This window comes from Paenibacillus sp. FSL P4-0081 (assembly GCF_000758565.1).
Classification (GTDB): domain Bacteria; phylum Bacillota; class Bacilli; order Paenibacillales; family Paenibacillaceae; genus Paenibacillus_AQ; species Paenibacillus_AQ phytohabitans.
Window position 1 is genome coordinate 4174941 of record NZ_CP009280.1, and the last position, 24929, is coordinate 4199869.

Annotated in this window: 16 protein-coding genes and 2 pseudogenes; 14 read left to right on the forward strand and 4 right to left on the reverse strand. The window is 48.4% G+C overall.

The window, feature by feature from the left end; translation table 11 throughout:
• Positions 1-188: 188 nt before the first annotated feature.
• Positions 189-737 (reverse strand): TetR/AcrR family transcriptional regulator, encoded by a 549-nt coding sequence (locus P40081_RS17920; RefSeq protein ID WP_042137345.1) that lies wholly within the window; start codon positions 735-737, stop codon positions 189-191.
• A gap of 231 nt (positions 738-968) precedes the next feature.
• On the opposite strand from P40081_RS17920, the gene P40081_RS17925 reads away from it, so the two are divergent.
• From P40081_RS17925 to ppsA, 7 genes and pseudogenes are all read left to right on the forward strand, one after another.
• Entirely contained in the window at positions 969-1364 is a 396-nt protein-coding gene (locus tag P40081_RS17925; protein ID WP_042137347.1) for a cupin domain-containing protein, read from the forward strand.
• 31 nt (positions 1365-1395) lie between these two features.
• A complete protein-coding gene (locus P40081_RS17930) occupies positions 1396-2376 on the forward strand; it encodes an aldo/keto reductase (RefSeq protein ID WP_042137349.1) in 981 nt (326 codons plus the stop codon).
• A 44-nt stretch (positions 2377-2420) separates the two neighbouring features.
• Positions 2421-3455 (forward strand): zinc-binding dehydrogenase, encoded by a 1035-nt coding sequence (locus P40081_RS17935; protein ID WP_042137351.1) that lies wholly within the window; start codon positions 2421-2423, stop codon positions 3453-3455.
• A gap of 260 nt (positions 3456-3715) precedes the next feature.
• Positions 3716-4318, forward strand: coding sequence for a lysozyme inhibitor LprI family protein (locus P40081_RS17940; protein WP_052421871.1), 603 nt, complete (start codon positions 3716-3718; stop codon positions 4316-4318).
• Positions 4319-4696: 378 nt separating this feature from the next.
• On the forward strand, positions 4697-11092 hold the full coding sequence (locus tag P40081_RS17945; protein ID WP_042137353.1) for a rhamnogalacturonan lyase family protein: 6396 nt from the start codon (positions 4697-4699) through the stop codon (positions 11090-11092).
• A 751-nt stretch (positions 11093-11843) separates the two neighbouring features.
• Entirely contained in the window at positions 11844-13115 is a 1272-nt protein-coding gene (locus P40081_RS17950; RefSeq protein ID WP_197074373.1) for a BNR-4 repeat-containing protein, read from the forward strand.
• 278 nt (positions 13116-13393) lie between these two features.
• Positions 13394-16005: pseudogene (gene ppsA / locus P40081_RS17955) on the forward strand (phosphoenolpyruvate synthase).
• 47 nt (positions 16006-16052) lie between these two features.
• On the opposite strand, the gene P40081_RS17960 reads toward ppsA, so the two are convergent.
• Positions 16053-16541, reverse strand: coding sequence for a MerR family transcriptional regulator (locus P40081_RS17960; RefSeq protein ID WP_052421872.1), 489 nt, complete (start codon positions 16539-16541; stop codon positions 16053-16055).
• A gap of 125 nt (positions 16542-16666) precedes the next feature.
• Here P40081_RS17960 and P40081_RS17965 point away from each other — a divergent pair, with 125 nt between their 5' ends.
• On the forward strand, positions 16667-17800 hold the full coding sequence (locus tag P40081_RS17965; protein WP_042137355.1) for an NADH-dependent flavin oxidoreductase: 1134 nt from the start codon (positions 16667-16669) through the stop codon (positions 17798-17800).
• A 2-nt stretch (positions 17801-17802) separates the two neighbouring features.
• A complete protein-coding gene (locus tag P40081_RS39925) occupies positions 17803-18123 on the forward strand; it encodes an ABC transporter substrate-binding protein (RefSeq protein ID WP_042137356.1) in 321 nt (106 codons plus the stop codon).
• 163 nt (positions 18124-18286) lie between these two features.
• On the opposite strand, the gene P40081_RS17975 is transcribed toward P40081_RS39925, so the two are convergent.
• The gene (locus P40081_RS17975) at positions 18287-18649 is read right to left on the reverse strand and encodes a YmaF family protein (RefSeq protein WP_042137358.1); all 363 of its coding nucleotides are present in this window, start codon (positions 18647-18649) and stop codon (positions 18287-18289) included.
• 800 nt (positions 18650-19449) lie between these two features.
• Here P40081_RS17975 and P40081_RS17985 point away from each other — a divergent pair.
• The 3 genes and pseudogenes from P40081_RS17985 to P40081_RS17995 all read left to right on the forward strand — a co-directional run bounded on the left by P40081_RS17985 (position 19450) and on the right by P40081_RS17995 (position 22153).
• Positions 19450-20609 (forward strand): annotated as a pseudogene (locus tag P40081_RS17985) (IS4 family transposase).
• A gap of 169 nt (positions 20610-20778) precedes the next feature.
• Positions 20779-21702: an alpha/beta hydrolase fold domain-containing protein gene (locus P40081_RS17990; protein ID WP_042137362.1), complete on the forward strand. Its 924-nt coding sequence runs from the start codon at positions 20779-20781 to the stop codon at positions 21700-21702.
• Between the two features lie 100 nt (positions 21703-21802).
• Positions 21803-22153, forward strand: a complete 351-nt coding sequence (locus tag P40081_RS17995; protein WP_042137363.1) for a hypothetical protein — start codon at positions 21803-21805, stop codon at positions 22151-22153.
• 89 nt (positions 22154-22242) lie between these two features.
• On the opposite strand, the gene P40081_RS18000 is transcribed toward P40081_RS17995, so the two are convergent.
• Positions 22243-23541 (reverse strand): alpha-glucosidase/alpha-galactosidase, encoded by a 1299-nt coding sequence (locus tag P40081_RS18000; protein ID WP_042137365.1) that lies wholly within the window; start codon positions 23539-23541, stop codon positions 22243-22245.
• Between the two features lie 182 nt (positions 23542-23723).
• On the opposite strand from P40081_RS18000, the gene P40081_RS18005 reads away from it, so the two are divergent.
• Together P40081_RS18005 and P40081_RS18010 are read left to right on the forward strand one after the other, a co-directional pair.
• Positions 23724-24587 carry a helix-turn-helix domain-containing protein gene (locus P40081_RS18005; RefSeq protein WP_197074374.1) on the forward strand — a complete coding sequence of 288 codons (864 nt, stop codon included), beginning with the start codon at positions 23724-23726 and terminating at the stop codon, positions 24585-24587.
• Positions 24588-24648: 61 nt separating this feature from the next.
• Entirely contained in the window at positions 24649-24873 is a 225-nt protein-coding gene (locus P40081_RS18010) for an NUDIX hydrolase (RefSeq protein ID WP_042137367.1), read from the forward strand.
• The last annotated feature ends 56 nt before the right edge of the window (positions 24874-24929 follow it).

Consider the following 24929-nt stretch of genomic DNA (forward strand, 5'->3'; position numbering starts at 1 on the left):
TCACAAGAGAAGCGTTAGACCAATCCTGCCATATGATTGCCTAATCCTCTTATTGAATACGTTTTGCTGGTGATAGGATTAGGCAATCATTTAGCATTTATGATCTAACGCCTGCACTTTTATTTATAGGATAATAGAAATTGGGGGAAATTGGGGAGGGAGGCGCCACGAAATATTGAACTTATTTACTACTCACAGATTCTATCCAGCAAGGCTCCCAGCTGATCTGCCAATACCAGATAAGTTACAGGTCTGTCGTTCATGAACCACCACTCGACAACGCCAACATACGAAGCGGCCACAAAATTCACGACCAGATCCTGATTTAATCCTTCATTCTTTCCTTTGGTGTTGTCCACCTCATCCTGGAACTCATCCACCAGAAACTCCATGAACCGGCTGCGGAAGAACGGAGCCCCTTTACTGGCCAGCATCGTGGAGAAAAAAGCATAATGGGACTCGAAATATTCCGTCCACAATACGGACCCGGTTGCAAAATCCATATCTGCAGCGGCTGCACATCTTATCCGTAACTCGTCAATATGAGTCTCAATCAGTTTATCCAGCAGGTCGTATTTATCCATGTAGTGCAGGTATATCGTTCCGCGGCTGACGTTAGCCCGATCCGAAAGATCCTGAATGGTAATATCGTCGAAACTCTTTTCCTTCATCAGGTCAATGATTGCAGCCTTTAAGGCTTCCTGGGTTTTAAGGATTCTCCTGTCGATCTTGGTCATATCATTCACCGGGCTTTCTAATATTTATACTTGGTTATAATTATAAACAATTGTATATTATTTTATCAAACGAATTCTTACGATACTGAACAAATTCCTGCATTCGTTTCAGTATTGTACAAAAACGGCGAAATCAACAATTGGAAAGTTACTGAAGGTTGTTATAATAATAGACGTGAGTACATTAACATGAGCTGTCACAACCATATTACAAGAAAGAAGGAATCTACGATGGAAAATGAACACCTCAGCAGCAGCACCATTTTCCCGCTAGGCAACAAGGTTGAAGCTAATTTCACAGGCGATGCTTACCTGCAGATGATATTTACAGATCCGGCACCGCTCAATACGGCAATCGGTAATGTGACCTTTGCTCCAGGCGCCCGCAATAACTGGCACGCACATCAGGCCGGACAAGTTCTGCTAGTCACCGGCGGCAACGGCTGGTATCAGGAAGAAGGCCAACCGGCCCGGCTGCTCCAGACAGGTGATGTAGTTAACATCCCGGCTAGCGTGAGACATTGGCATGGTGCAACCAAGGACAGCTGGTTTGTACATCTGGCTATGACCCCGGGACCAACAGACTGGTTCGAAGCTGTTCATGACGAATGGTATGCTGAATTGTAATAGATAATTATAGGAAACGGAGGGTTTGGCTATGGAATATATTAAGTTCGGAAATACAGGGATGGATGTGTCGCGGATTTGTCTGGGTTGTATGAGCTTTGGTGAGGTGCTGCCGGGAGGCCATCAGTGGGTTCTGGATGAAGAGCACAGCCGGCCGATTATCAAAAGAGCCCTGGACCTCGGGATCAACTTTTTTGATACAGCGAACGTTTACGCCAATGGAACAAGTGAAGAGATTACCGGACGCGCGCTTAAGGAATATGCGAACCGGGATGAACTGGTTCTCGCTACGAAGGTCTGGGGACGTATGCATGAAGGTCCGAATGGTGCAGGGTTGTCCCGGAAATCCATCATGAGTGAAATCGATAAAAGCTTAAAGCGGCTGGGAACGGATTATGTAGATCTCTACATCATTCACCGCTGGGATTACAACACGCCGATTGAAGAAACGATGGAAGCTATGCATGATGTAGTGAAGGCCGGAAAAGCCCGGTATATCGGCGCATCGGCAATGTTCGCCTGGCAGTTCCAAAAGGCCCAGCATGTGGCCGAGAAGAATAGCTGGACAAGGTTCGTCTCGATGCAGAATCACCTGAATCTCATCTACCGTGAAGAGGAAAGGGAGATGATGCCGCTCTGCGCGGATCAGAAAATTGCGGTCACTCCTTACAGCCCCCTGGCTTCAGGCAGACTGATCCGCGACTGGTCGGAAAGCACTCACCGGTCCGAGACCGACCATGTCCAGAAATGGAAATACGACTCTACAGCTGATGCTGACCGTCTGATCGTTCAGCGTGTGGCGTCTCTGGCCGAAGAGCGCGGTGTACCGCGCATCCATATCGCACTAGCCTGGCTGCTGCAGAAAGAATCTGTAGCTGCCCCAATTATAGGCGCAACGAAGCTGTCGCAGCTCGAAGATGCTGCCGGTGCACTGCAGGTGAAATTAACAGCTGAAGAGATTAATTTCCTTGAAGAGCTGTATGTTCCACACAACGTGGTTGGAGCGCAGTAATTACAATAGGGCGGATAATTCAAGTGAAAAGGTGGAACTTAGAAATGAAAGCAAATATTATGTACGCTGCCGGAGATGTACGCGTAGAAGAGCTACCCCTCCCGGAATTGCAACAACCGACGGATGCGATTATTAAAGTAGTGGCCGCCTGTATTTGCGGAAGCGACCTGCATCCTTATCACAGCATGCATGCCCATGAGCATGGCGAAGGTGATGCCATGGGGCATGAAGTGATTGGGCGTATTCAGGAAATGGGTTCGGAGGTTTCCGGATTCAAACAAGGCGATTTGGTTATTGTGCCATTTGCCGTCGGAGATAACACCTGTCCCTTCTGTCAGGAAGGACTGATGACCTCCTGTGTGCATGGAAGCTTCATGACCGGCTGCCAGACAGAATATGTCCGGGTACCGCAAGCACAGGGAAGCATGTTCAAGCTGCCGGATGAAATTAAGGATGACTCTCCTTTATTGCCGTCTCTGCTGACCTTGTCTGACGTATACGGTACCGGCTATCATGCGGCGGTGATGGGACGCGTGAATGAGAATACAACAGTAACTGTAATCGGTGATGGCGCTGTGGGTCTGCTGGCCGTTCTGTCGGCGAAGAAGCTGGGAGCCAAGCAGATCATTCTGATGGGCCGTCACAAAGTGCGGACAGATCTCGGAATAGAATTCGGAGCCACAGATGTTGTTCCAGAACGCGGAGAGGAAGGCGTTGCAAGAGTACGGGCGCTGACGAACGGGGAAGGGACACATGTTGTTCTGGAATGCGTCGGGCTGATGCCTGCTTACGAGATGAGTATCGGAGCGGTCCGGGCCGGAGGCGTGATCAGCCGTGTAGGTGTTCCGCAGTATGAGGAGGCTCCTGTCGGTTTTGCCAGCTTGTTCGGACGCAATATTACGCTTGCCGGCGGGCCGGCACCCACTCGTGCATACATGGAAGAATTGTTGCCGGATATACTTGACGGTACCCTTGAACCTGGACGTGTCTTCGACGTAACCGTTGATTTGGACGGGGTTCCGGAAGGTTACCGCGCGATGGACAACAGGGAAGCCCTTAAAGTACTGATCAGACCTTAAGGTGAGCAGAGAATATTTAATGACATAGTGTAGTTGAACTTAAGCTGCCATGATTCTGAACAATTAGGATCAGGGCAGCTTTTTGTGTTGAATGATGTTCTTTGTCGGCAGTTTATCATCGGCGAAATCTTCTTTTTGCTAGGTTGGCCCGGTAATGATTAGTAAGCGGCAGTTACAGGTAATAAGTCTAGAGGCAGTTGATTCCAGCCGGATCTGTGAAGTATGCTAACTACTATACCAAACCGACAGGATGAGGACTTATGAAAAAAGCAATAATAACGACACTGTTGATCTCCAGTCTGCTGTTAAGCGGCTGCGGCAATAATGAGGCCGGCAACGGCAATGCAGCGGCTCCTGAGCAGACCGGGGTGGAAACTTCTGCAGCGCCGGAGATAACACCCGCAGCGACAGCGGTTGCTACTGTGCAGCCCACTCCCGAAGCTACAACGACGGCAGCTCCCTCGCCGGAGACTACTGCTGAAGCTACTCCGGAGCCGGAGGAGTCCACGCGTCAGGCCTATTTTGACAAACTGGATGAGATTGAAGAGGGGTTGTCAGACCTGAAGGCTATATCGGATAAAGGCACAACGCTTGCAATGTCAACAGCGGCCGTTCAGGAGAACGAACGGTGGGACAAAGCGCTGAATGAGATCTACCAGGTGCTCAAACAGCAGCTCCCCGAAGCAGAAATGGCTAAGCTGAAAGAGGAGCAGCGGAACTGGATTACACTCCGCGATGAGACGGCGGCCAAGGAGGCAGCCAAATACGAAGGAGGGACAGCGGAGGGACTGGAGTATGCTATCACGCTGGCCAGTGTTACCCGTGACCGCTGTTATAAGCTGGTTGAGTTGTATATGGATTGATGAAGGAGCTGTCAGAGGGGTACAAGGATAGGTAATAACATTTCAGAAATCTCGGCAGGCGGTTGCCTATCGGGATTTCTTTTTTTTGTGCCTGTAAGAATGATTTATAACGTGAACTATATAAATCCTTATATTTTAAAATAGTCGATTCTGGGTTGAAAGTGCGTTTTTTTGAGCAGAATTGAATCCCATTATTTGATACACTTGTGCATATTTGGTGGGACCTAATGAAAGGGGATGATAACCTCTGGCTGAGCAGGTATAGCATATTGAAGTTAAGAGGACTGCAGCAGGTGTGTTAAATGACAACTATGATGTGAACGTACAAGTTTCCCCCGATTTCTAAATGAGTTTAGAATAATAGGAGGAGTTAAGTACATGGGCAAAAAAGTAATTTTCGTCAAAAAATCAGTGTTCGCATTCTTATTATCATTACTACTGGTTCTCCCGCTTGCCATTCCGGCATCTCCGGTACATGCAGAATCAAAGGGCAGCCTTCCCGCACGTCAGGCAGAATATCTGAACCGGGGGTTAGTAGCGGTCCTGGTTGATAACGGTGTCTACTTGAGCTGGAGGTACTTGAATACGGATTCAGATGAAATCGCTTTCAATGTATATAAAAACGGATATAAAGTAAACTCAGCTCCGATCAGCGGCTCCACCAATTACGTGGACGCCACAGGCGCAGACAGTTCCCAGTATCAGATTTCTACCGTCATTGCCGGTAAGGAAGAGATGCAGGCGGAGACCGTACCGGTGCTGCACAACGGTTATATGCCCATCCCGCTGGATAAACCGGCTGACGGCCGGACCAAAGACGGAGGCACCTATTCCTACTACGCCGGAGATGCTTCTGTAGGAGATTTGGATGGCGACGGTGATTATGAAATCGTTTTCTTGTGGAGCCCGAGCAATTCCAAGGATAATTCACAGGCAGGGTATACCGGCAACGTCTATATCGATGCGATTGAAATGGACGGTACGAAGCTATGGAGAATCGACCTGGGTGTTAACATTCGCGCAGGAGCCCATTACACACAGCTGATGGTGTATGATCTGGACGGCAACGGCAAAGCTGAAGTCGTCGTCAAAACAGCGGACGGCACGAAGGACGGCCAAGGCACAGTTATCGGTGACGGCACGAAGGATTACCGCAATGAGAGCGGATATATCCTCTCCGGAGCAGAATATCTGACGCTGTTTGACGGTCAGACCGGAGCAGCCGTATCCACCGTGAATTACGACCCTCCAAGAGGGGATGTAAGTGCGTGGGGGGACGGATACGGCAACCGCGTAGACCGCTTCCTGGCGGGGATTGCCTATCTGGATGGCGTGAAGCCAAGCGTAGTCATGGCCCGCGGCTACTATACACGAACGACTCTCACAGCATACGACTATGTTGGCGGCGAGCTGGTGAAGCGCTGGGACTTCGACACGAATGAAGCCGGATCGCAATATGAAGGACAAGGAAATCACAATCTAAGCGTGCTTGATGTTGACAGTGACGGTAAAGACGAAATCATGTACGGATCCCTGGCGATTGATGATGATGGAACCCTGATCTACAGCACCGGACTCGGCCATGGCGATGCGATGCATGCCGGTAAGCTCGATCCGGGCCGGGAAGGTTACCAGATCGTGAGTGTGCATGAGCATACGAACGCTGAATACGGGCTGGAGATGCGTGATGCTGCAACAGGTGAGATTATCTGGGGCCAGTATACCGGTAAGGATACCGGACGCGGAATGTCTGCGGATATTGATCCGAACTACCCGGGATATGAATCATGGGCAGCCACGATTGTCGATGGTCAGATGGACCCTTTATCCCGCGGATATGCGGCTAATGGAGAGGTTATTTATGAACAGAATGAAGTGCCGCGAAGCGCCAACTTTGCGATCTGGTGGGACGGGGATCTTCAGCGGGAGCTGTTCGACCATGAATGGAATAACACTACAGCGAAAGGCATTCCGCTCGTTTACAAGTGGGATTATGAGAATAAGCAGCTGAAGGAGATTTTCCGGGCAACCGGTACCTTGACCAATAATCATACCAAAGGCAACCCTGCCCTTCAGGCGGATATCCTGGGTGACTGGCGTGAAGAGCTGCTGCTGCGCAGCGAAGACAGCTCGGAGTACAGACTCTATACAACAACGATTCCCACAAGCTACAAGATTCCCGCGCTGATGCAGGATCCGGTATACCGTTTGGGTATAGCCTGGCAGAATGTCGCCTACAACCAGCCGCCGCACACCGGATTCTATCTCGGAACGGAAGCAACGGAATTCCCTAAAGCGAATGTCACTCTAACCGGAGCACAAGAAACACCTCAGCAGATTTATTACTTTGATTTCGGCACGGACCCGGCTGCCGGAGCAACAGCAGTTCAGGATACACCTTACACAGAGGCAACCGGATACGGCTTTGAGAGTACAAGCGGAATTACTCTGGACGCAAATCATGTTTCGCTTCCGGACAACACAAAGTTTGCTGTTGACCTGCCGAGTGCCAATTACAAGGTAACGCTCAAGCTTGGTGCTGATGCCCGGGATTCCAATATCGGCATCAAATCTGAATTTGTTCAAAAGCTGGCCGTCACTGGTGTAAGCGCGGGAGCACCTCTGGTCTACTCGTATGATATTGCGGTGGTAGACGGTCAGCTGGAGCTCATTTTCTCCGGCACAGCCATTGACGTGCAGGAGATTATTATCGAGAAGTACCCGGAGAAGACGCCGGGAGCTGCAAAGACGATCTATATGGCCGGCGATTCCACGATGCAGTCTTATAGCAGTGCACAGGCTCCCCAGGAAGGGTGGGGCCAGCAATTCGGACGATATTTTGCGAATGGTGCGGTGGTCCAGAACGATTCGATCGGCGGCAGAAGCAGCAAATCATTCATGGTTGACGGCCGTCTCGATACGATATTGCAGCGGATCAAACCGGGAGACTTCTTCTTCATTTCTTTCGGACATAACGATGCCAGCATAGGAATTCCTGACCGCTATGCCTCCCCGGCGGATTATAAAACCTACCTGGCCCGTTATGTGAACGGAGCCAAGCAGCGCGGTGCGACCCCTGTCCTGCTCACGCCGGTAGGACGAAGAGACTTCAATACAGTCACTCAGGAATTTAACGTAAGTTTCCCCGAATATGTGAAGGCGGCCAAAGAAGTAGCAGTAGAGCTGAATGTACCGCTGATTGATTTGAGCCAGTTAAGCATTGCGGATTACAATCGTATCGGCCTGGCGGCTACGGAGAAAATCTTCCTGTACGCTAATCCCGGCGAATATCCGAAGTACCCGAACGGCGTCGGCGATAATACGCATTTCAGCAGCTACGGTGCGCAGGTTATTGCCGGTCTGGTAGCGGGAGCAGTGAAAGATATGGGACTCAGCATATCACCATTAGTCATCGATCCGGATATTACGGAACCGGAGCCAGAACCGGAGGTTCAGGTCTATGAGGAGAACTTTGAGGGTGATCCGGCGGCCGCTCAATATTCAATGGTAAATGCCACGGGTATAACCGGGACAATGACAGGCACGGTCACCGAGCAAAGCGGAAACAAGGTGATGTCGGTTACCGGTTCCGGCTCCGGGAATCGCGCGAAAGTATTCCGGTTGTTCGATGCGGTGAACGGGGATTTCGTTAATGTTAATTTCAACTGGCATTCCGGCAACGTAGGTGCTACCCCGTCAGAAGGACATCTGACCTTGCAGGATGCAAACGAGAATATCATTCTCACACTGTTAACAAAAACAGGAACAACCAGTCCCGGTACAAAAATCCATTATTTTGTGGGCCCGTACACACCTGACTACGGAACCGGCACCACAGCTGTTCCGGATGGCGGAATTACGACGGACATTCTGAAGAACCAGTGGGTCAATGCCAATGTGAAGATTAATTTTGCCGAGAAGAAGATTGATCTGACATTGACGAGTCTGGCTGACCCCACTGTCACTCAGACGATCAAGGATATCCCGATGAGTCCCGGCGTTTATGCCAATAACGTAAGGGGATTCCGGTTCCTGGGAACGAGAAAGGGAGGCGGCGGCACGCTGAGCTGGACCACGCAGATCGATAATGTGAAGCTCGAAGGCAAGATGCTTCCACCGGTTGCAGGCGATCAGGCGGCATTGATTGCGCTGCATCAAGAAGTGAAAGCCTTGGATCTGTCAGCCTATACGGACGCATCCGTAGCAGTGCTGAATAAAGCGTTGGCGTCTGTGGAAGCAGTGCTGGGTACAGATGCCACACAGGCTCAAGTCGACCTTGCAGTGAACCTGCTGACAGTCGCGAGGGAATCACTGACCAGTAGCCCGGCTGGTGATATCAGCGTATACAAATTTGATTTTGGCTCCGGAAGCGCTGAACAAGGCTACACCAGAGTAGATTCCAAAAGAGCTTATATTGAAGGGAATGGCTACGGCTTTACGGATACCGCGCTGGTACAGGATGAGAACCGCGAAACCGGAAATGCGCTGACAGAGGATTTCATCCGCATGAACGGCAGCAGCCTCCTGGTGGAAATGAAGCCGGCTAATTACCGTGTAACCATGACCATTGGCGATGCACAGGAAGCGACTAACGCTGCTGTGGTTGTCGAACAGATGACCAAAGTCCCGGTTACAACCGTAGCCAAGGGCCAGTTTACCGAAGTGATCTATGATATTGCCCTGATTGACGGTGTCTTTGACTTTACGTTCTCCGGCAATTCGCCGAAGATCAATGCGCTGAAGATCGAGCGCCTGCCGGAGACCGGCGTAGCTGACCAGCCGACCCTCTATCTGACAAGTGATTCTACGGTCGCCAATTATGCAGAAAGCTATCGCCCGCAGGCTGGATGGGGTGAGACGCTAGGCGGTTATTTCGATCTGGAGCAGATTCGTATTGATAACCGTGCTGTCAGCGGTTTAAGCAGTAAGACCTTCCTGGTGGGCGGATATCTTAACGACATTCTGCTGGGTATTCATGAAGGGGACTATCTGTTCATGCAGTGGTCGCATAATGATTCCACACCGTCCCGGCCGGAACGTTATCTTACACCGGAGCAGTTCAAGGTGTATCTGAAAGATTACATTAACGGTACTGTGCAGAGAGGCGCAATTCCGGTGCTGGTCACGCCGGTGAACCGGCGCGATTTCACCGGAGAAGCATTGAACAAGAGCTTCCCGGAATATGTGCAGGCGATGAAAGAAACGGCACAGGAGACTGGAGCCCTGCTGATTGATCTGAATCAAGCCAGCTGGGAATATTTCCAGGAGCTTGGACCGGAAGGTACCAAATCCATATTTATGTGGGTAGGTACAACCGAGGACAACACACATCTTCAGATGAATGGTGCGGTAAAGGTATCCGGGATGGTCGCAAAGCTTGTGCAAAAGCTGGACATTCCGCTCTCTAGTCTGGTTACCCTTGAAGAAGAACCTTCGGACCAGACAGCGCCGCATACTACTGCGGCTATGGCAGGAGAGTTGCAGAATAACTGGTATACTTCAGCGGTAGAAGTAACGTTTACCGCAACGGATGAAGATTCCGGAGTCGATTCGACTTACTATCAAATCGACGGCGGGGAGATCCAGACCGGCACGAAGCTGACGATAAGCGATGAGGGCAAGCACAGCGTCACTTACTGGAGCGTTGACCTGGACGGCAATAAGGAGGCTGAACAGACACTTGCAGTACCTGTGGATCTCGCCCCTCCGGCCATCGATATTCAGGGCCAGACAGAATACACGATTGACCAGCAGGTAGAGATTATATATACAGCTTCCGATACCGTGTCCGGTGTAGCAGAACCAAGCGGCGTGCTGTTGAACGCTCCTGCTTATACGCTGGAGCCTGGCTTGCATGAGGTAACAGCTACGGTCTCCGACTTGGCGGGCCGGGAAACGAGTGTGGATTACAGTTTCGGCATTTCGGCTACCTTTGCAAGTTTGGCTGAGCTGACACGTACCTTCGCGGCTGCTTCGGATGATCCGAACGCCGGGGCACTTGCCGAACAGCTGGGAGGCAAACTGCAGCTGGCAGAACTAGCAGCGGGTGCACATGAAGGTGCGAAGGCACGACAGCTGCTCGCATCCTATGGCAATGATGTCAATGCCGGCAGGAATACGGTATTTACAGCGGAACAGGCAGATGTACTGGGTAAGTGGGCCGCATGGATCAGCCAGGGCACACCACTTGCGGACAGTGCCCCCGGCACTCCTGTATTGTCCGACAACAACGGCCATGATACTGGGCTGAGAGACGGAGATTACACCATCACCATGAATCTCTGGTGGGGTAACAACGGCACAAAGTTCAAGCTGTATGAGAACGGTGAGCTGATCCAAGAAGTGTCTCTGGCAGACCAGTCCCCTTCCGCCCAGTCTGTACAGATCGATATTACCGGCAAACGGAATGGTACGTATATCTATACAGGTGAACTGAGCAATTCATACGGTACAACGAAGAGTGCCCCGCTGAGTGTAACAGTCACGGATGCCTCTCCAGGGCAAGCCGTATTGTCTAACGACAACTGGGACGGGGACGACAGCTATAATGTAAGTATGAATCTGTGGTGGGGTACGAATGCTACCGGATATGATCTCTATGAGAATGGAATTCTGGTAGACACCCAAACCCTGCAGGCACAGACACCAGGTGCACAATCGGCAGTGACTGCAATTTCCGGCAAAGCTCCGGGGACCTATGAATACGAGGTGGTGTTACGCAACCCGGCGGGTGAAACCAGAACGCCGAAGTTGATCGTCACGGTACGGAAATAGACCGGCCAGGCTGATAGCCTGGCAGATGCTTAAGCTTCACATTCAGGAAAGTCCGCGACCCGGACTTTCCTTTTTTTATTACATAGGAAATGATGCTAGGCGTGAGCTGTGGACAATCGGTTACTTTGGAATTCGGAGCAGAGCAGATCTGGCAAAAGGACGAATGTGTTATTGTATCAGGAATCCCACTGAATCCCGGGAGGTCGGGCTAAAAGGGGGCCAATGTATGCGAAAAATCGAATACAATGTGCGTCCGTGGAGATAACCTGACCAATGTATGCGAAAAATCGAACACAATGTGCTTACGTGGAGATAACCTGATCAAATGTATGCGGAAAATCGAACACATTGTGCATGCGTGGAGGTAACCGGACCATATGTATGCGAAAAACCGAATACATTGTGTTTTCCCGGAAGGAAGAAGATTATATCACTGGATGCTGCTCATGTCTGAATGGAGTAATGTATGGTAACCTTTGAATCTGCATCAGGTGCAAAGGCGCTTAAGCTCCAGCTTGATTCACCCGATAGGGTGATTTTGTCATGTTGAATTTTCTATCCTCGTACACAGTAATCTTGCAAAAGTACAGTAACAAATCCCGCTTCCGCGTGCTATTCTTGGTCAGAAATACTTGAAAGATCCTAGGAAGGAGGTACACCGGACAAAATTGAATGCGTTTACATTAGTGGATGGATGATTGAATGAATACTGCACTTTGTAAGAAGCATTTATCTGAGGGAGGCGGAAGGGTTGAAGAAAATTAAACAATGGAAGCTCGGACTCATGATGACAGTGCTGATGCTGATGCTGCCAGCAGGAACAGGTAGCGCAGCCGCTGTGCTGGAAGAGGTTCCTTTTCCGATGGATTCCAGCAATCAGGCCGGATGGTGGTCTCCCCTTGCCACGTATGGACTGGGTTATGAGTATGCGTACATGGCCTATAATGCACCGGGAACTATTGCTGGTAAGCATACCGTAGCCATTGCCAGACGGGATAACGATGGGATTTGGAGCAAGCTGCCGCTCATGAACGGAACCGCACCTGCAGAGTATCTCGACGATCTGGGGCATAATCAGCCGTCGATGGCCAGAGACGGGAGCGGCCGGTTTCACGTATTCGCCTCCATGCACAGCAATCCATGGCAGTACTTCCGTTCGGATACGGTAGGCGGGATTCCGCAGAATCACTCCGATGAGCTGCCTCAAGGCATGACGGTAACCTATCCGGTATTGGCGACAGCCCCGAACGGGGATTTGTATCTGATGGTGCGTGCTGACAAAGATCCGGCAGGCAAAAGAGAGGCCGTTCTGTTCCGCTGGAATAATGCCGAATCTGTGTGGAGCCAGGTCAAGGTGATTGCCGCGCACCTTAACCGGTCTGTCTACCCTGACGATCTGGTCTTTGATGCCAGGGGAGATCTTCATATCTTGTTCGAGTGGGCGTATTTCGCTGCCAGCCCGCTGCGCCACCAGCTGTCTTATCTGAAATATAGTCCTTCCACGGGGGGATTCTCCAAAGCAGACGGAACGCCTGTGTCAGCTCCGGTCTCACTGACTACCGCAGATATTGTACAGCCTATGGCTCCTGGTGAAGCCTATGTACAGAGCGGCAGCGATCCCGGCGGACCGGGCGTTCAGAGCGCCAAGATGACGCTCGATACTCTCGGCCGCCCGGTTATTGCGTACCGCTATCGTGAAGAAGGCGCTACGAGCTTCTCGGTTAAGCAGGCCACTTATGGCACAGGGGGATGGGTGCTGCAGACGGTCTATAATGCAGCTCCGACTACAGCCGCGATTGATGTGACCTGGGCAGGCAATGCCGCAAGAATCTATTACGTGAAAAGCAGCGGCAGCGATCGTGCATTCATGGCCGTAAATACGGGCGCAGGCTGGACCGAAACATCGCTTGCGCCGGGTATCCCGGTCGAGCGGCTGGCGGTTGACCGCAGTCCCAAAGGTATCGATATCCTGTATCTGGTGGATGTGACAAACCTGAAGCTCTACTACGGGCGTAACGAATAGACGAATAGAGGAGGACTCAGATTCCTTTATTTGTGTTAATCAGGCGTTATTCGCGGAATCTCAGTCCGCTTCAATATAACTTCCCATACGTCAAAAAAAAGAACCTGAGCAGCAGCTCAGGTTCTTCATATTGCATATATACATACAGGATGATATAATCACTTCACAACTGTTTTTATTTGAAATAACAAAGTTAATGCATCTTATATATTTAATATAACATGCCGGAAATTTCTTGTCAAATTTTTTTTCAACTCAATAGTTAGGGGAGATATGGAATGGATGCTTTGGTTCTGGGTTTTGAGGAAATGGATAATACGCAGCTGCTGCTGGTTGGCGGCAAAGGGTTAAATCTGGGGATGTTATCAGGAATAGAAGGCATCCAAGTCCCCGAAGGCTTCTGTGTTACAACCGCAGCTTATCAGGAAGCAATCGTGCATAACGAAACCTATCATGTTCTACTGAATCGGCTAACCACACTGCGAGCGGACAACCGGGAGCAGATTAGAGAAATCAGCAGGGAGATCCGCCGGATGATTACGGAAGCAGAAATTCCGTCCGGGGTTGTAACAGCAGTTACACAGGTTCTCTCCCGGCTGGGGAGTGAACAGGCTTACGCGGTACGTTCCAGTGCGACTGCTGAGGATCTGCCGCATGCCTCTTTTGCCGGCCAGCAAGACACCTACTTAAATATTATCGGCGTTGATGCCATCCTCCAGCATATCAGCAAATGTTGGGCCTCACTATTCACGGACCGCGCGGTAATCTACCGGCTGCAGAATGGTTTTGACCACACTCAGGTCTATTTGTCAGTTATCGTTCAAAGAATGGTCTTCCCGCAGGCTTCGGGCATTCTGTTTACCGCTGATCCGGTAACAAATAACCGCAAGCTGCTGTCCATCGACGCCAGCTTTGGACTTGGAGAAGCATTGGTCTCAGGCCTGGTGTCTCCCGATTGCTATAAGGTGAAGGAAGGCGAGATCATCGATAAGCGGATTGCAGCCAAAACATTGGCAATCTACGGACTGCCGCAAGGCGGTACCGAAACCCGGCAGCTTGATTCCGGCCAGCAACAGGCGCAGACGCTTACTGAACCGCAAATTTTACAGTTGGAACGTATTGGAAGACAAATCGAGGCTTATTTTGGCTCACCCCAGGACATTGAATGGTGTCTGGCTGATGATACCTTCTATATTGTGCAGAGCCGGCCTATCACCACGCTATTCCCGATCCCTGAAGCCAGTGATCAAGAGAACCGCGCTTATGTATCTGTGGGTCATGGGCAAATGATGACAGATGCTATGAAGCCGCTGGGACTGTCTTTTCACCTATTAATTACTCCTGCTCCCATGCGTATAGCCGGCGGAAGACTGTTTGTCGATGTCACCTCCTATTTGGCTTCGCCCGCCAGAATGATGATCATTGATACCTTGGGGAAATCCGATCCGCTTGTCAAAGACGCGCTTATGACTATCGTGGAGCGGGGAGATTTCATACCCATCTCACCGCAAGCTGAAGCGGCCGCGCAGTCCGGCAAAAGCAATCCAGGTAAGCCGCCCGTTGGCGATCAAACACCTGCCGGCAGCGATCCGGCCATCGTTACGGAGCTGATCAAGAGTAATGCAGCATCGGTAGAAGAGCTGAAACACAACATCAAGACGAAATCAGGCTCGGCTCTATTCGAGTTCATCCTTGAAGATATCCAGGAACTGAAGAGGGTTCTATTCAACCCGCAGAGTACGGCAGTGTTCATGGCCGCAATGGATGCTTCCGCATGGATTAACGAAAAAATGAACGAGTGGTTGGGTGAAATTAACGCGGCTGATACCCTTTCGCAATCGGTGCAGAACAATATTACTTCGGAAATGGGTCTGGAACTGATGGATGTCGCAGATGTAATTCGTGCCTTCCCGCAGGTCATTGATTATTTGCAGCAAGTACAAGAGGAGGACTTCCTGGACGGACTGATGAAGATAGAGGGCGGGCAAAAAACGTATGACACTCTAAATAATTATCTCAGCAAATATGGAATGCGCTGTACCGGAGAAATCGATATTACCAGAACCCGCTGGAGCGAGAAACCGGCGATACTGATCCCCATGATTCTTAGCAACATCAGGAACTTTGCACCGGATGCCAGCAGACAGAAATTTGAGCAGGGGCGGCAGGAAGCTTGGGAGAAAGAACAGGAGCTGTTAGACCGCTTGAAGCAGTTACCGGATGGAGTACACAAAGCCGAAGAAACCAAAGTAAGAATTGACCTGGTCCGGAATTACAACGGTTACCGGGAATATCCTAAATACGGCATGGTTAGCCGTTACCTGGTTTATAAGCAGGCGTTACTGAAAGAAGCCGGACGGCTCGTTCAAGCAGGTGTTATCCACGACAAAGAAGATATATACTACCTCAATTTTGAAGAGCTTCACGAAACCGTCCGCACGAATACAATCGATTACCGGCTCATCAATCAACGTAAAGAGGACTATAAATTATATGACAAGCTCACTCCCCGCGTGTGATTACCTCTGATGGAGAAATCCTGTCCGGCCAGTACAAACGGGCTCATCTCCCGGCTGGAGCTATTGCAGGTCTGCCTGTTTCTTCCGGAGTGGTAGAAGGCAGGGCACGTGTGATCCTCAACATGGAAGAGGCTAAGCTGGAGGAGGGGGATATCCTGGTCACCTTGTTTACCGACCCCAGCTGGACTCCGTTGTTCGTCTCCATCAAAGGCCTAATTACAGAAGTCGGCGGACTGATGACCCATGGCGCAGTGATCGCACGGGAATACGGCTTACCGGCAGTTGTCGGAGTGGAGAATGCCACCAGACTCATCCAGGACGGGCAACGCATCCGTGTGCATGGAACCGAAGGGTATGTTGAAATATTGTGAGAAGAAAAATATTGACTTCGTGTGCACACGAAGCCCTAGACTAACTTTTAGGGTGAAACATGAGCCTTTGATGCTGAATGGATATGTTCCGGTATATCATATTTCTCACCGCATTCCGGATTATTGTTAACCGGATTCCAGGTGTCGTTCAATTGGCCAGCCAAGACACTATTGTAATAAGCCTTCTTTTCTTTAATGTGCATTAATTGAAGGTTGTACGCATGGATCTTTGCCTCTAGTTCTTTTTCTTGCTTTGCAACAAGCTCAGCCCTGTCAGGAATCGTCTCATCACCTTGTAAACACATAGCAATGTAATGTTTGACTTCTGAAATCGGCAATCCTGAAATACGAAAGGAGTGAACCATTCGTAGCCAATCCAGATCATGGTCAGAGAATAAACGGTTGTTTCTGCCATCTCTTGAAACGAAAGGAATTAATTGTTGGTCATCGTAGTAACGGATTGTATGTTTGGTAAGTCCGGTGATTTCTGCTACATCTTTAATCGTATATTTGGGTTCATGTAATGACTGATTCAAAATTTCGTACCTCCATGATATTGACTTCGAGTAACTCGAATACTTAATGAAGTTATTGTAACAATGTCGTTGCCGCTCATCAACTGGTAAGTTTAGAAATGAACTAATTAGAAAGAGGTAAGAAAATGAACACAAAATATAACAGCCTGTTCGAATCTTTCACATTCAAAAATGGGATTTCTCTTAGAAATAGGGTAGTAATGTCGCCTATGACCACCTGGGCCAGCAATGACGATTACACAATTTCAGATGGTGAAGTGAACTATTACAGAAGAAGAGTAACAGGTGTAGGTCTGGTTATAACAGGGTGTACACATGTTCAGCCTAATGGGATTGGTTTTACGAATGAATTTGCAGCCTATGACGATAAATTCATTCCAAGTTTACGTAGATTGGCGGATGCGGCAAAAAGCGGCGGAGCTGCTGCTGTGCTTCAAATTTTTCACGCAGGCAGCAAAGCACTCCCGGATCTTACCCCAAATAGAGATGTAGTTAGTTCAAGTGCTGTTGAGACGGAAGCTACAGGATTTGCTCCTTCCGTTATGCCGAGAGAGCTTTCGCACGATGAAGTATGGGAAGTCATTCATGCATTTGGAGAAACAACAAGACGAGCGATAGAAGCAGGGTTCGACGGGGTTGAAATTCATGGTGCACACGGATTTTTAGTTCAAAACTTTTTCTCTCCCTACTTCAACAGACGTGAGGATGATTGGGGAGGATCACTTGAGAACCGCCTTCGTTTTCCACTGGCAATCGTTAAGGAAATGAAAAGGGTTATTGAAAAGCATGCTGTTAAACCGTTTATTCTCGGTTACCGGATTTCTCCTGATGAACATCAAGAAGGCGGTATAAGGATGAAAGATACTTATGTATTGATTGACCGTCTGATTGAAGCAGAAGTTGATTATGTGCATGCTTCACTAGCTGATGCTCTATCCTCTAAGCCAGTTGATAGCCAAGATGATAGGACTTATCTTGAGTTGATCGTTGAACATGTGAATAGCCGGATTTCCCTACTGGCTGCGGGTTCTATGGTAACGCCCGATGATGCTGCAAAAGGATTAGATAAAGGACTTAACCTAGCTGTGATCGGACATGCGTTAATTACAGATCCAGATTGGATTGACAAGGTTCAAAGCGGACAGGAATCAGATATTCAAACAGCTATCAAGGCTTCCAATATTAATACCATTGATCTTCCGGAAAAACTATGGGCTGTCCTTCAAGCTTCAGGTCCGTGGTTTAAAATCGAAAATTAAACATGTTAAAACAACATTCCCTGTCTGAACAGTCTCGCTTTTCCAAACTTTTTGCCGCTCTACACATCGGGAAAGTCTTACGGCACGCGGGCATTTTCCACATTCTTTGGTCTTTCGAATATAAATGCCATTTCCTAATCATCAGCACGGGTAAAGAAGCTAAGGGGAACTTCGAAGAGCTGGAGAAGAATCCGGTATGGCAAAATCTAAAAGCTGTTAAAAACAATCATGTCTACCTCTTGGATGGACAAAAATGGCTCGATTACTCCTCCATTGGCCAAAGCATGGCGCTTGATGATGCTGAACATTTATTCAGCAAATAGCCCTATCACAAAAGATACTCCATCAGACAATATGTTTGATGGAGTATCTTTATTTGTGGGCAAAAGCACACAGACTGATGGCTGGAGATGGTTTATTAGGCTATTTTATATAACCGAATTCAAACGAGTACACTTTCTCATGGGTAATATAGTCTTACTTTATTTAAACAAGAGGGGAGTCAATCAATGTCGCAAAATTAAATGGATGTCTATGACCATCGTTTACTGTCGTTTGGCCCATTACAAAGTGTACATGTTTACCATTCCCCACTGGAATAGCCGGTCCTGTTCTAATCTTTTTCAGATTATGAAAATGGTTCAGAAAATCAGTTTTGTTGAGATCAATTTCATGAACATGACTGCTTCCTACCCGGATGGCTTGCCCGGTCACGCCTGCGAAGCGATGGTTATGGCGGTCTGCACCTGCTTCAGCCAGTTTTGTACTCCCCTCAAATTCATGCACATGTCTCTGCGCCCGTGTGGAGTACAGTACTTTCTTCACCAATTTAGGATTCTTCTTCTGCATCCGTTACCAGCCTCCTTAGGATTCTTCACTTCATAACATCCTATTAAGGGAAGCGAATGTACGTGCTAGGCAACTTTCAGAGAATATAATGAATATTACAGATGGTCACCAAAAAGCCAAAGTGGGAATATGCTATCCCCATAGAAATTACAGGAAGGATGTTGCACGGATTGATAAGCGCTGACCCTGTGTATCAAATTTTGAAATTGCTTGGAGCAGAAAAAGAATCTCGTTTTCAGGAGCTAGGGATGGATCAGAGAGATATTACTATTGTATTAAAGCATATTCACCAAGCCCGTTATGCTAACCGAAAGTGGATTAACTCAAGCCGGCCTTGATTACATTGTTCTCGCTCTTAAAAGAGGAATTTAACAAGAACAAAGACCAAAATCAGCGCCCCTGTAAATGTCATTATATTCGCTTGCTTATTTTTACTTTTCAGATAGTTATATCCTCGATTAAAAATCAATGTACCGCATAACATTACCATCGACCATGAGCGTCTGGCTTGATCAACTGCACTATAGTCATTCGTCAATAAAGACAAGCTTAGGCCAAGAGTTGCTGCAGCGAACGTATACTAAGCGTTCTAAACGTTTTCTTCAAGCTATTTTCGACCACCTTCACATTTAAGTCTATCTGACTCAATTTTCGCAGAGTCAAAATCGAGTTGACCCCATACTGGGGTTAAGGTGGAGCATGTTTAAGTAAGGGTCTTGCCACCATAGAAAAACACTAATTCATTTGGTAAAGTGAGAGTGTCGAAGCTTCCACTAAACCACAGAAAATGTGTCCTACCCATGATAAAGCAAAAGCTGTCTCTAGATCAACTCCCGCCTGAAATGAGGCCTGCTTTTCAGGAGCTCGGTGTACTGAAGCACCTGAGAAAATCAGGATTCAAAAAGGCTTTCGGCTATACCTGTTCCCATCTGTTCCTGCTCGTTTTCGTGCTACTCTTCCATCAGAAAAACTGGTTTCGCCTGCTGGAAAGTGCCAAAGGTGAAATCTTTCCTGGCAAAGATACGGTCTATCGGTTTCTCAATCATAGCGGCTTCGCTTGGCGGCGCTTCTTGACTTCGCTCAGCAGTGACACTGTGTAGCGGGTCGAAACCCTGACTTCCGTCACGAGAACCTCCGTGTTCATTGTGGACGATTCCATGTTTGAACGAAATCGGAGCAAAACTGTAGAATTGTTGGCTCGTTTCAAGGATCACGCGACGGGTGCTTACTATAAAGGGTTTCGTATGCTGACTTTGGGCTGGTCGGACGGCCATACGTTTCTCCCTTTGGACTTCGCTTTGCTGAGTTCCATAAAGGCCGGACTTACCGGCATGAATCCGGGAATCGACAAGTGCTCCTGCGGGTACAAACGCCGGAAGGAAGCATTACTTTCTGCCCCACATCTGGTTTCCGAACTGCTGGATCGGGCCATCGATTCCGGGGTTTCTGCAGCTTACGAACTTATGGATATCTGGTTCACGCATGCCCCCCTAATCGGGCGGATTGTAGACTGAGATCTTCATATCATTGGTATGGTAAAAAACGAGTGGCTAGCTATTCTATCGACGGATCTGACGCTAACGGCACCGGAAATGATTAAAATCTACGCTCTTCGCTGGGACATCGAAGTCTTTTTTAAATGCGCTAAATCCTTGTTACGTCTGCAAAAGAGTTTCAAGGTCGCTCCTACGGTTTGCTAATTAGCCATACAACGATTGTCTTTTCCCGCTATATTCTGCTGGTCTGGCAGCATCGGCAAAGTACCGATCAACGGACGCTCGGCGGACTGTTTTATTTGCTTTGTGATGAAGTCGGCACTTTGGACTGGGCCCTTGCTTTACAACAACTGGTGGAATTGATGAACGAAATCGCCAATCAACTCGGCAAGAAACTATTCGCCATGATTAAAAGTCAACTCCAGCACTGGATCTCCGCTCTGCCCAATTCAAAAAGGCGATAACGGATTCATTAGGTGTCGCCTTTTTTGCGCATGGAATCAACGTTATGTTTAATTATTCTTAGGATTTTGCTAATGTCGAATCCAAATAGAATTTTTCTTGACCTTGAAGTATACATCAACCCTTATAATGCAAATACAGTAATCATTCAGCATGACAGGAGGGGGAACGATGAGTGTACAAGTATATACAAAAAAACGTTCAACTAAGAGTTTTCTGTTTGAGAAGTATTTAGCTTTACGAAACACAAAAAAAGGCTTTTCAAGTATTGAAAACACGACCCAGTTTGTAAAACGGGTAGGCCTAGAAAACAGTAAACCCTATATAATTGCTGATGTTAAATTCATCAGCGGAATTACGGAGGAAGTGTTTGAGGGAATTAAGGTTTTTACAATAAATGACCAACAATCCTTGACGCAAAAAGTAATTCTCTATATCCATGGCGGTGCTTGGGTCAACCAGCCTTTAAGCTTTCACTGGATGTTCATGGATAGAATGGCACAGTCGCTTAATGCGAAAATAATTGCCCCTATTTATCCTAAAATTCCTAACTTTAATTATAAGAATACCTATCCGAAGCTCCTTAACCTGTATAAAGATATTCTGGGAACCGTTCAAAGTCCGGAACAATTGACGATTATGGGCGATTCAGCAGGCGGAAACATCTCACTGGGTCTGGCCCATCTGCTCCAAATGAATGATATTCCCCAGCCCAAGGACATCATTCTATTGTCTGCCTGTGTGGATATGGGGCTTACTAACCCGCTTATTCCTGAATATGAAAAGAAGGACCCGATGCTGTCGGTGGGTGGAATGGAAGTCATTACAAGGATCTGGGCGGATGATAAAAGCTTAAGCGATCCTATAATCAGTCCCATCTACGGGGACTTTGAAGGCCTCGGAAGAATCACTCACTTTATCGGAACGCACGAAGGGCTATATCCCGATGCCATGAAACTGGATGACAAGCTAACCGGGCAGGGAATTGAAATCAATACCTTTGTATATCCCAAAATGAACCATGTGTTTGTGATCATGCCCATCCCCGAAGCGATAGATGCCCAGCGGAAGATTATTGAGATTATTAAGAGCTAGGAGATTGTTATTGCAGACTTAGTGTTGACTTCTATATTATGGTATATTTACCCCTATAGATCACCAGCTGGATAATGGCATTCTGGAGAGAGGGGTGTATATGAGACTAGCTAAATATTTGAAGTTATCAATGATTGTCTTATTCGTTCTAATGATTGGTTCAGCATGCCAAAACAACCAGGAAGGAGGGCTGGACGGTTATATTTCATTAGATGAATTAACGGATTTATCGGAAAAGGGCAACACATTGGATTGGAGCGATTTGAACAAATATTCTTTTGAAGATACCGGTTCAGGATTATATATAAGGAATTATCCCATTGAAGGAGGGCGCCAGCTTGTACTTACGGGTAGAAGCCTGGAAAGTCCGCCGGAGAGAGTATATGTGATTAATCAAAGCGGCAAGGAGTTAGATTTCAATCCAGACAGCCTGAGCGAATGGAGTCGTTGAACTAAAATTCATCATAAGCAAAGAAGCCTCTCCTATAGCGTCCTATAGGGGGGCTTCTTTGCTTATAGCGATAAAACAAATTTCACCTTTTATTGATAGTCAGGCAGCCAGTCACCGTGGGCAGCGATCAGCTCATCACACATATTAATGATATCATCCATCGATAGCTCTGCTGAAGTATGCGGATCCAGCATGGCTGCATGGTAGATATGCTCTTTCTTGCGTGTCATGGCGGCCTCAATCGTTAGCAGTTGTGTATTGATATTCGTCCGGTTCAGTGCGGCACATTGCGGAGGCAAATCGCCTACGTAGGTCGGAGTTACTCCACTGCGGTCAACCAGACAAGGGACCTCGACACAGGCTTCTTTGGGCAGATTAGGAATCAGTCCTGTGTTCATAACGTTGCCGCCGATCTTAAACGGCACATTAGTCTCCATCGCTTCCAGAATATAAGAGGCGTATTCATGTGAACGTTCATGCGCAAGCCCCTGATTATTCACCAGCTCCTCACGCATCTGTTCCCAGCGACTAATCTGTTCTACACAGCGGCGCGGATATTCGTCTAGAGGGATCTGGAACCGCTCAATCAGCTCGGGATAATTTCTTTTGATGAAATACGGATGGTATTCGGCATTATGCTCGGAGGATTCTGTAATGTAATAGCCGAATTTCAGCATCATCTCATAGCGGACCATATCACCGTGAGGCTCAAGCTGCTTCTCTGCAGCGAGGCGTTTGATCTCCGGGTACAAGTCCTTGCCGTCCTTGGTAACCTTGAGCAGCCAGGCCATGTGGTTGATACCGGCAATCGTCGCCTGTACACCTTCCTGTTCTATCCCGAGGTGACTGAATAATCCGGGGATACATTGCTGCACGCTGTGGCATAATCCCACCGTATTCACTCCGCCGTAAGTGTTCATCACATTCGTTAGAACGGCCATCGGGTTCGTGTAGTTCAGGAACAGCGCATCCGGACAGACCTCACGAATATCCGCAGCGAAATCGAGCATGACCGGAATCGTGCGCAAATTGCGGAATAATCCTCCGATGCCTGCAGTGTCCGCAATAGTCTGACGCAAGCCGTATTTCTTCGGAATTTCAAAATCTGTAATGGTGCATGGATCATATCCCCCGACCTGAATGGCATTGATTACATATTTGGCGCCGCGCAGCGCTTCTTTGCGGTCGGTATAGGCGATGATGGTACAGGTGCTGCCGCCGCTGTTCTTCAGATTCGTGAGCATATTCTCGGAGTCTTTGAGCCGCTGAAGGTCAATATCATACAAGGCAAGCTCGAACCCCTGCAGGGCAGGTGTAGCCATGATATCCCCCAGGACGTTTTTGGCAAAAACCGTGCTGCCGGCACCGATAAATGTAATTTTGGACATTAGACATTAGCCTCCTGTAAGTTGCGGAATACGCTTCATTCATTTGGGAATATGAATCTTAATCCGAATGATAATCGTTGGTTTAGAAGCTTTTTCCGCTGTTTTCTTCTATAATCACTATAGAATAGAACCGAAGGCACGACTATGGAGAAAGACAAGATGAATATGGAGGAATGTTGCATATGAATCCGGACCATTATGATTTCACTTTAGGGATTAATCTTACACCTGAGGAGCAGGATCTGTCTGTCCTGTTCAGCGGGGAGGCAAGGCCTTATCCCGGCCATAAAATTGGACCTTCCGTTCACGATTTTTATTTGATACATACTGTCCTGGAAGGGGAGGGCCTGTTTCAAAGCGGGACGTTCTCTGCCGAGTGCAGGAGTGGGGACACCTTCGTTATTTTCCCGGGTGCGCTCTTCAGTTATCAGGCAGATGGGGATATCCCATGGCATTATGCGTGGGTAGCCTTACAGGGGATAGGCGTTCAAGAACTTCTATCGGCTGTAGGCATTACAAGGGAACAGCCCTTCATGCATTCCGGTAATGTCACAGAGCTTCACAGCTTGTACGAACGTATCCGGCATGCCTTCCAGCAGTCTGCTTACCCGCGGCTGGAGAGTCTGGAGGCTTCAGGCTGGGCACGGCTGCTGCTTCATCAATTCGGGCTGGGTAATTTAAGCGCGCTGCCCCTGCACCCTGCCGAAATGCCCGAGATTATTGACCGGCAGATTGACCAGGCTATCCGCTGGATTTCGCTGCAGTTCCACCAGCAGATTAGTATTGATCACCTGGCATCCTCACTCGGCTACCACCGGGTGCATCTGTCCAAAGCCTTCAAGCAGCGAACCGGCTTCTCGCCCAAACAGTTTCTGCTCAAAAAGCGGATGGACAAGGCCAGACAACTACTCGGGTCTCCCCTGACCATTGAGCAGGTGGCTTCGTCCGTGGGCTTCAATGATGCGCTGTATTTCTCCAAGCAATTCCGCAAGCACACCGGCATGCCGCCTAGTGAGTACCGGGCGGGTCTGAGAAGTGGGGAATAGCTGGGGCAAGGTACTACGAAGTTTGAAAAGGTTAAAATTTAGAGATTGGTGGTGTTTGAGCATGAATAACAGAGATTGGTTATTTGTAGAAGAGAATCGAATTCATAATTTCCGGAGCGTCGGAGTTTTGCTTCATGAGGGTAAAATTCAAACGGATGAATCCAGATTGATATTCCAGTGGGTTGATATCAACGAATTACTGGACTATAAGGTTTACCCTGAGTTTCTTAAGAATAAAATCTCGAATTTAGCAGATGGGGTGGAGCACTTTGTAACCCGTGACTAAGTAAAAGGGATAAGCCGTATACAAGTACCAAATACCTGCCGAGCCTTATGCTTGGC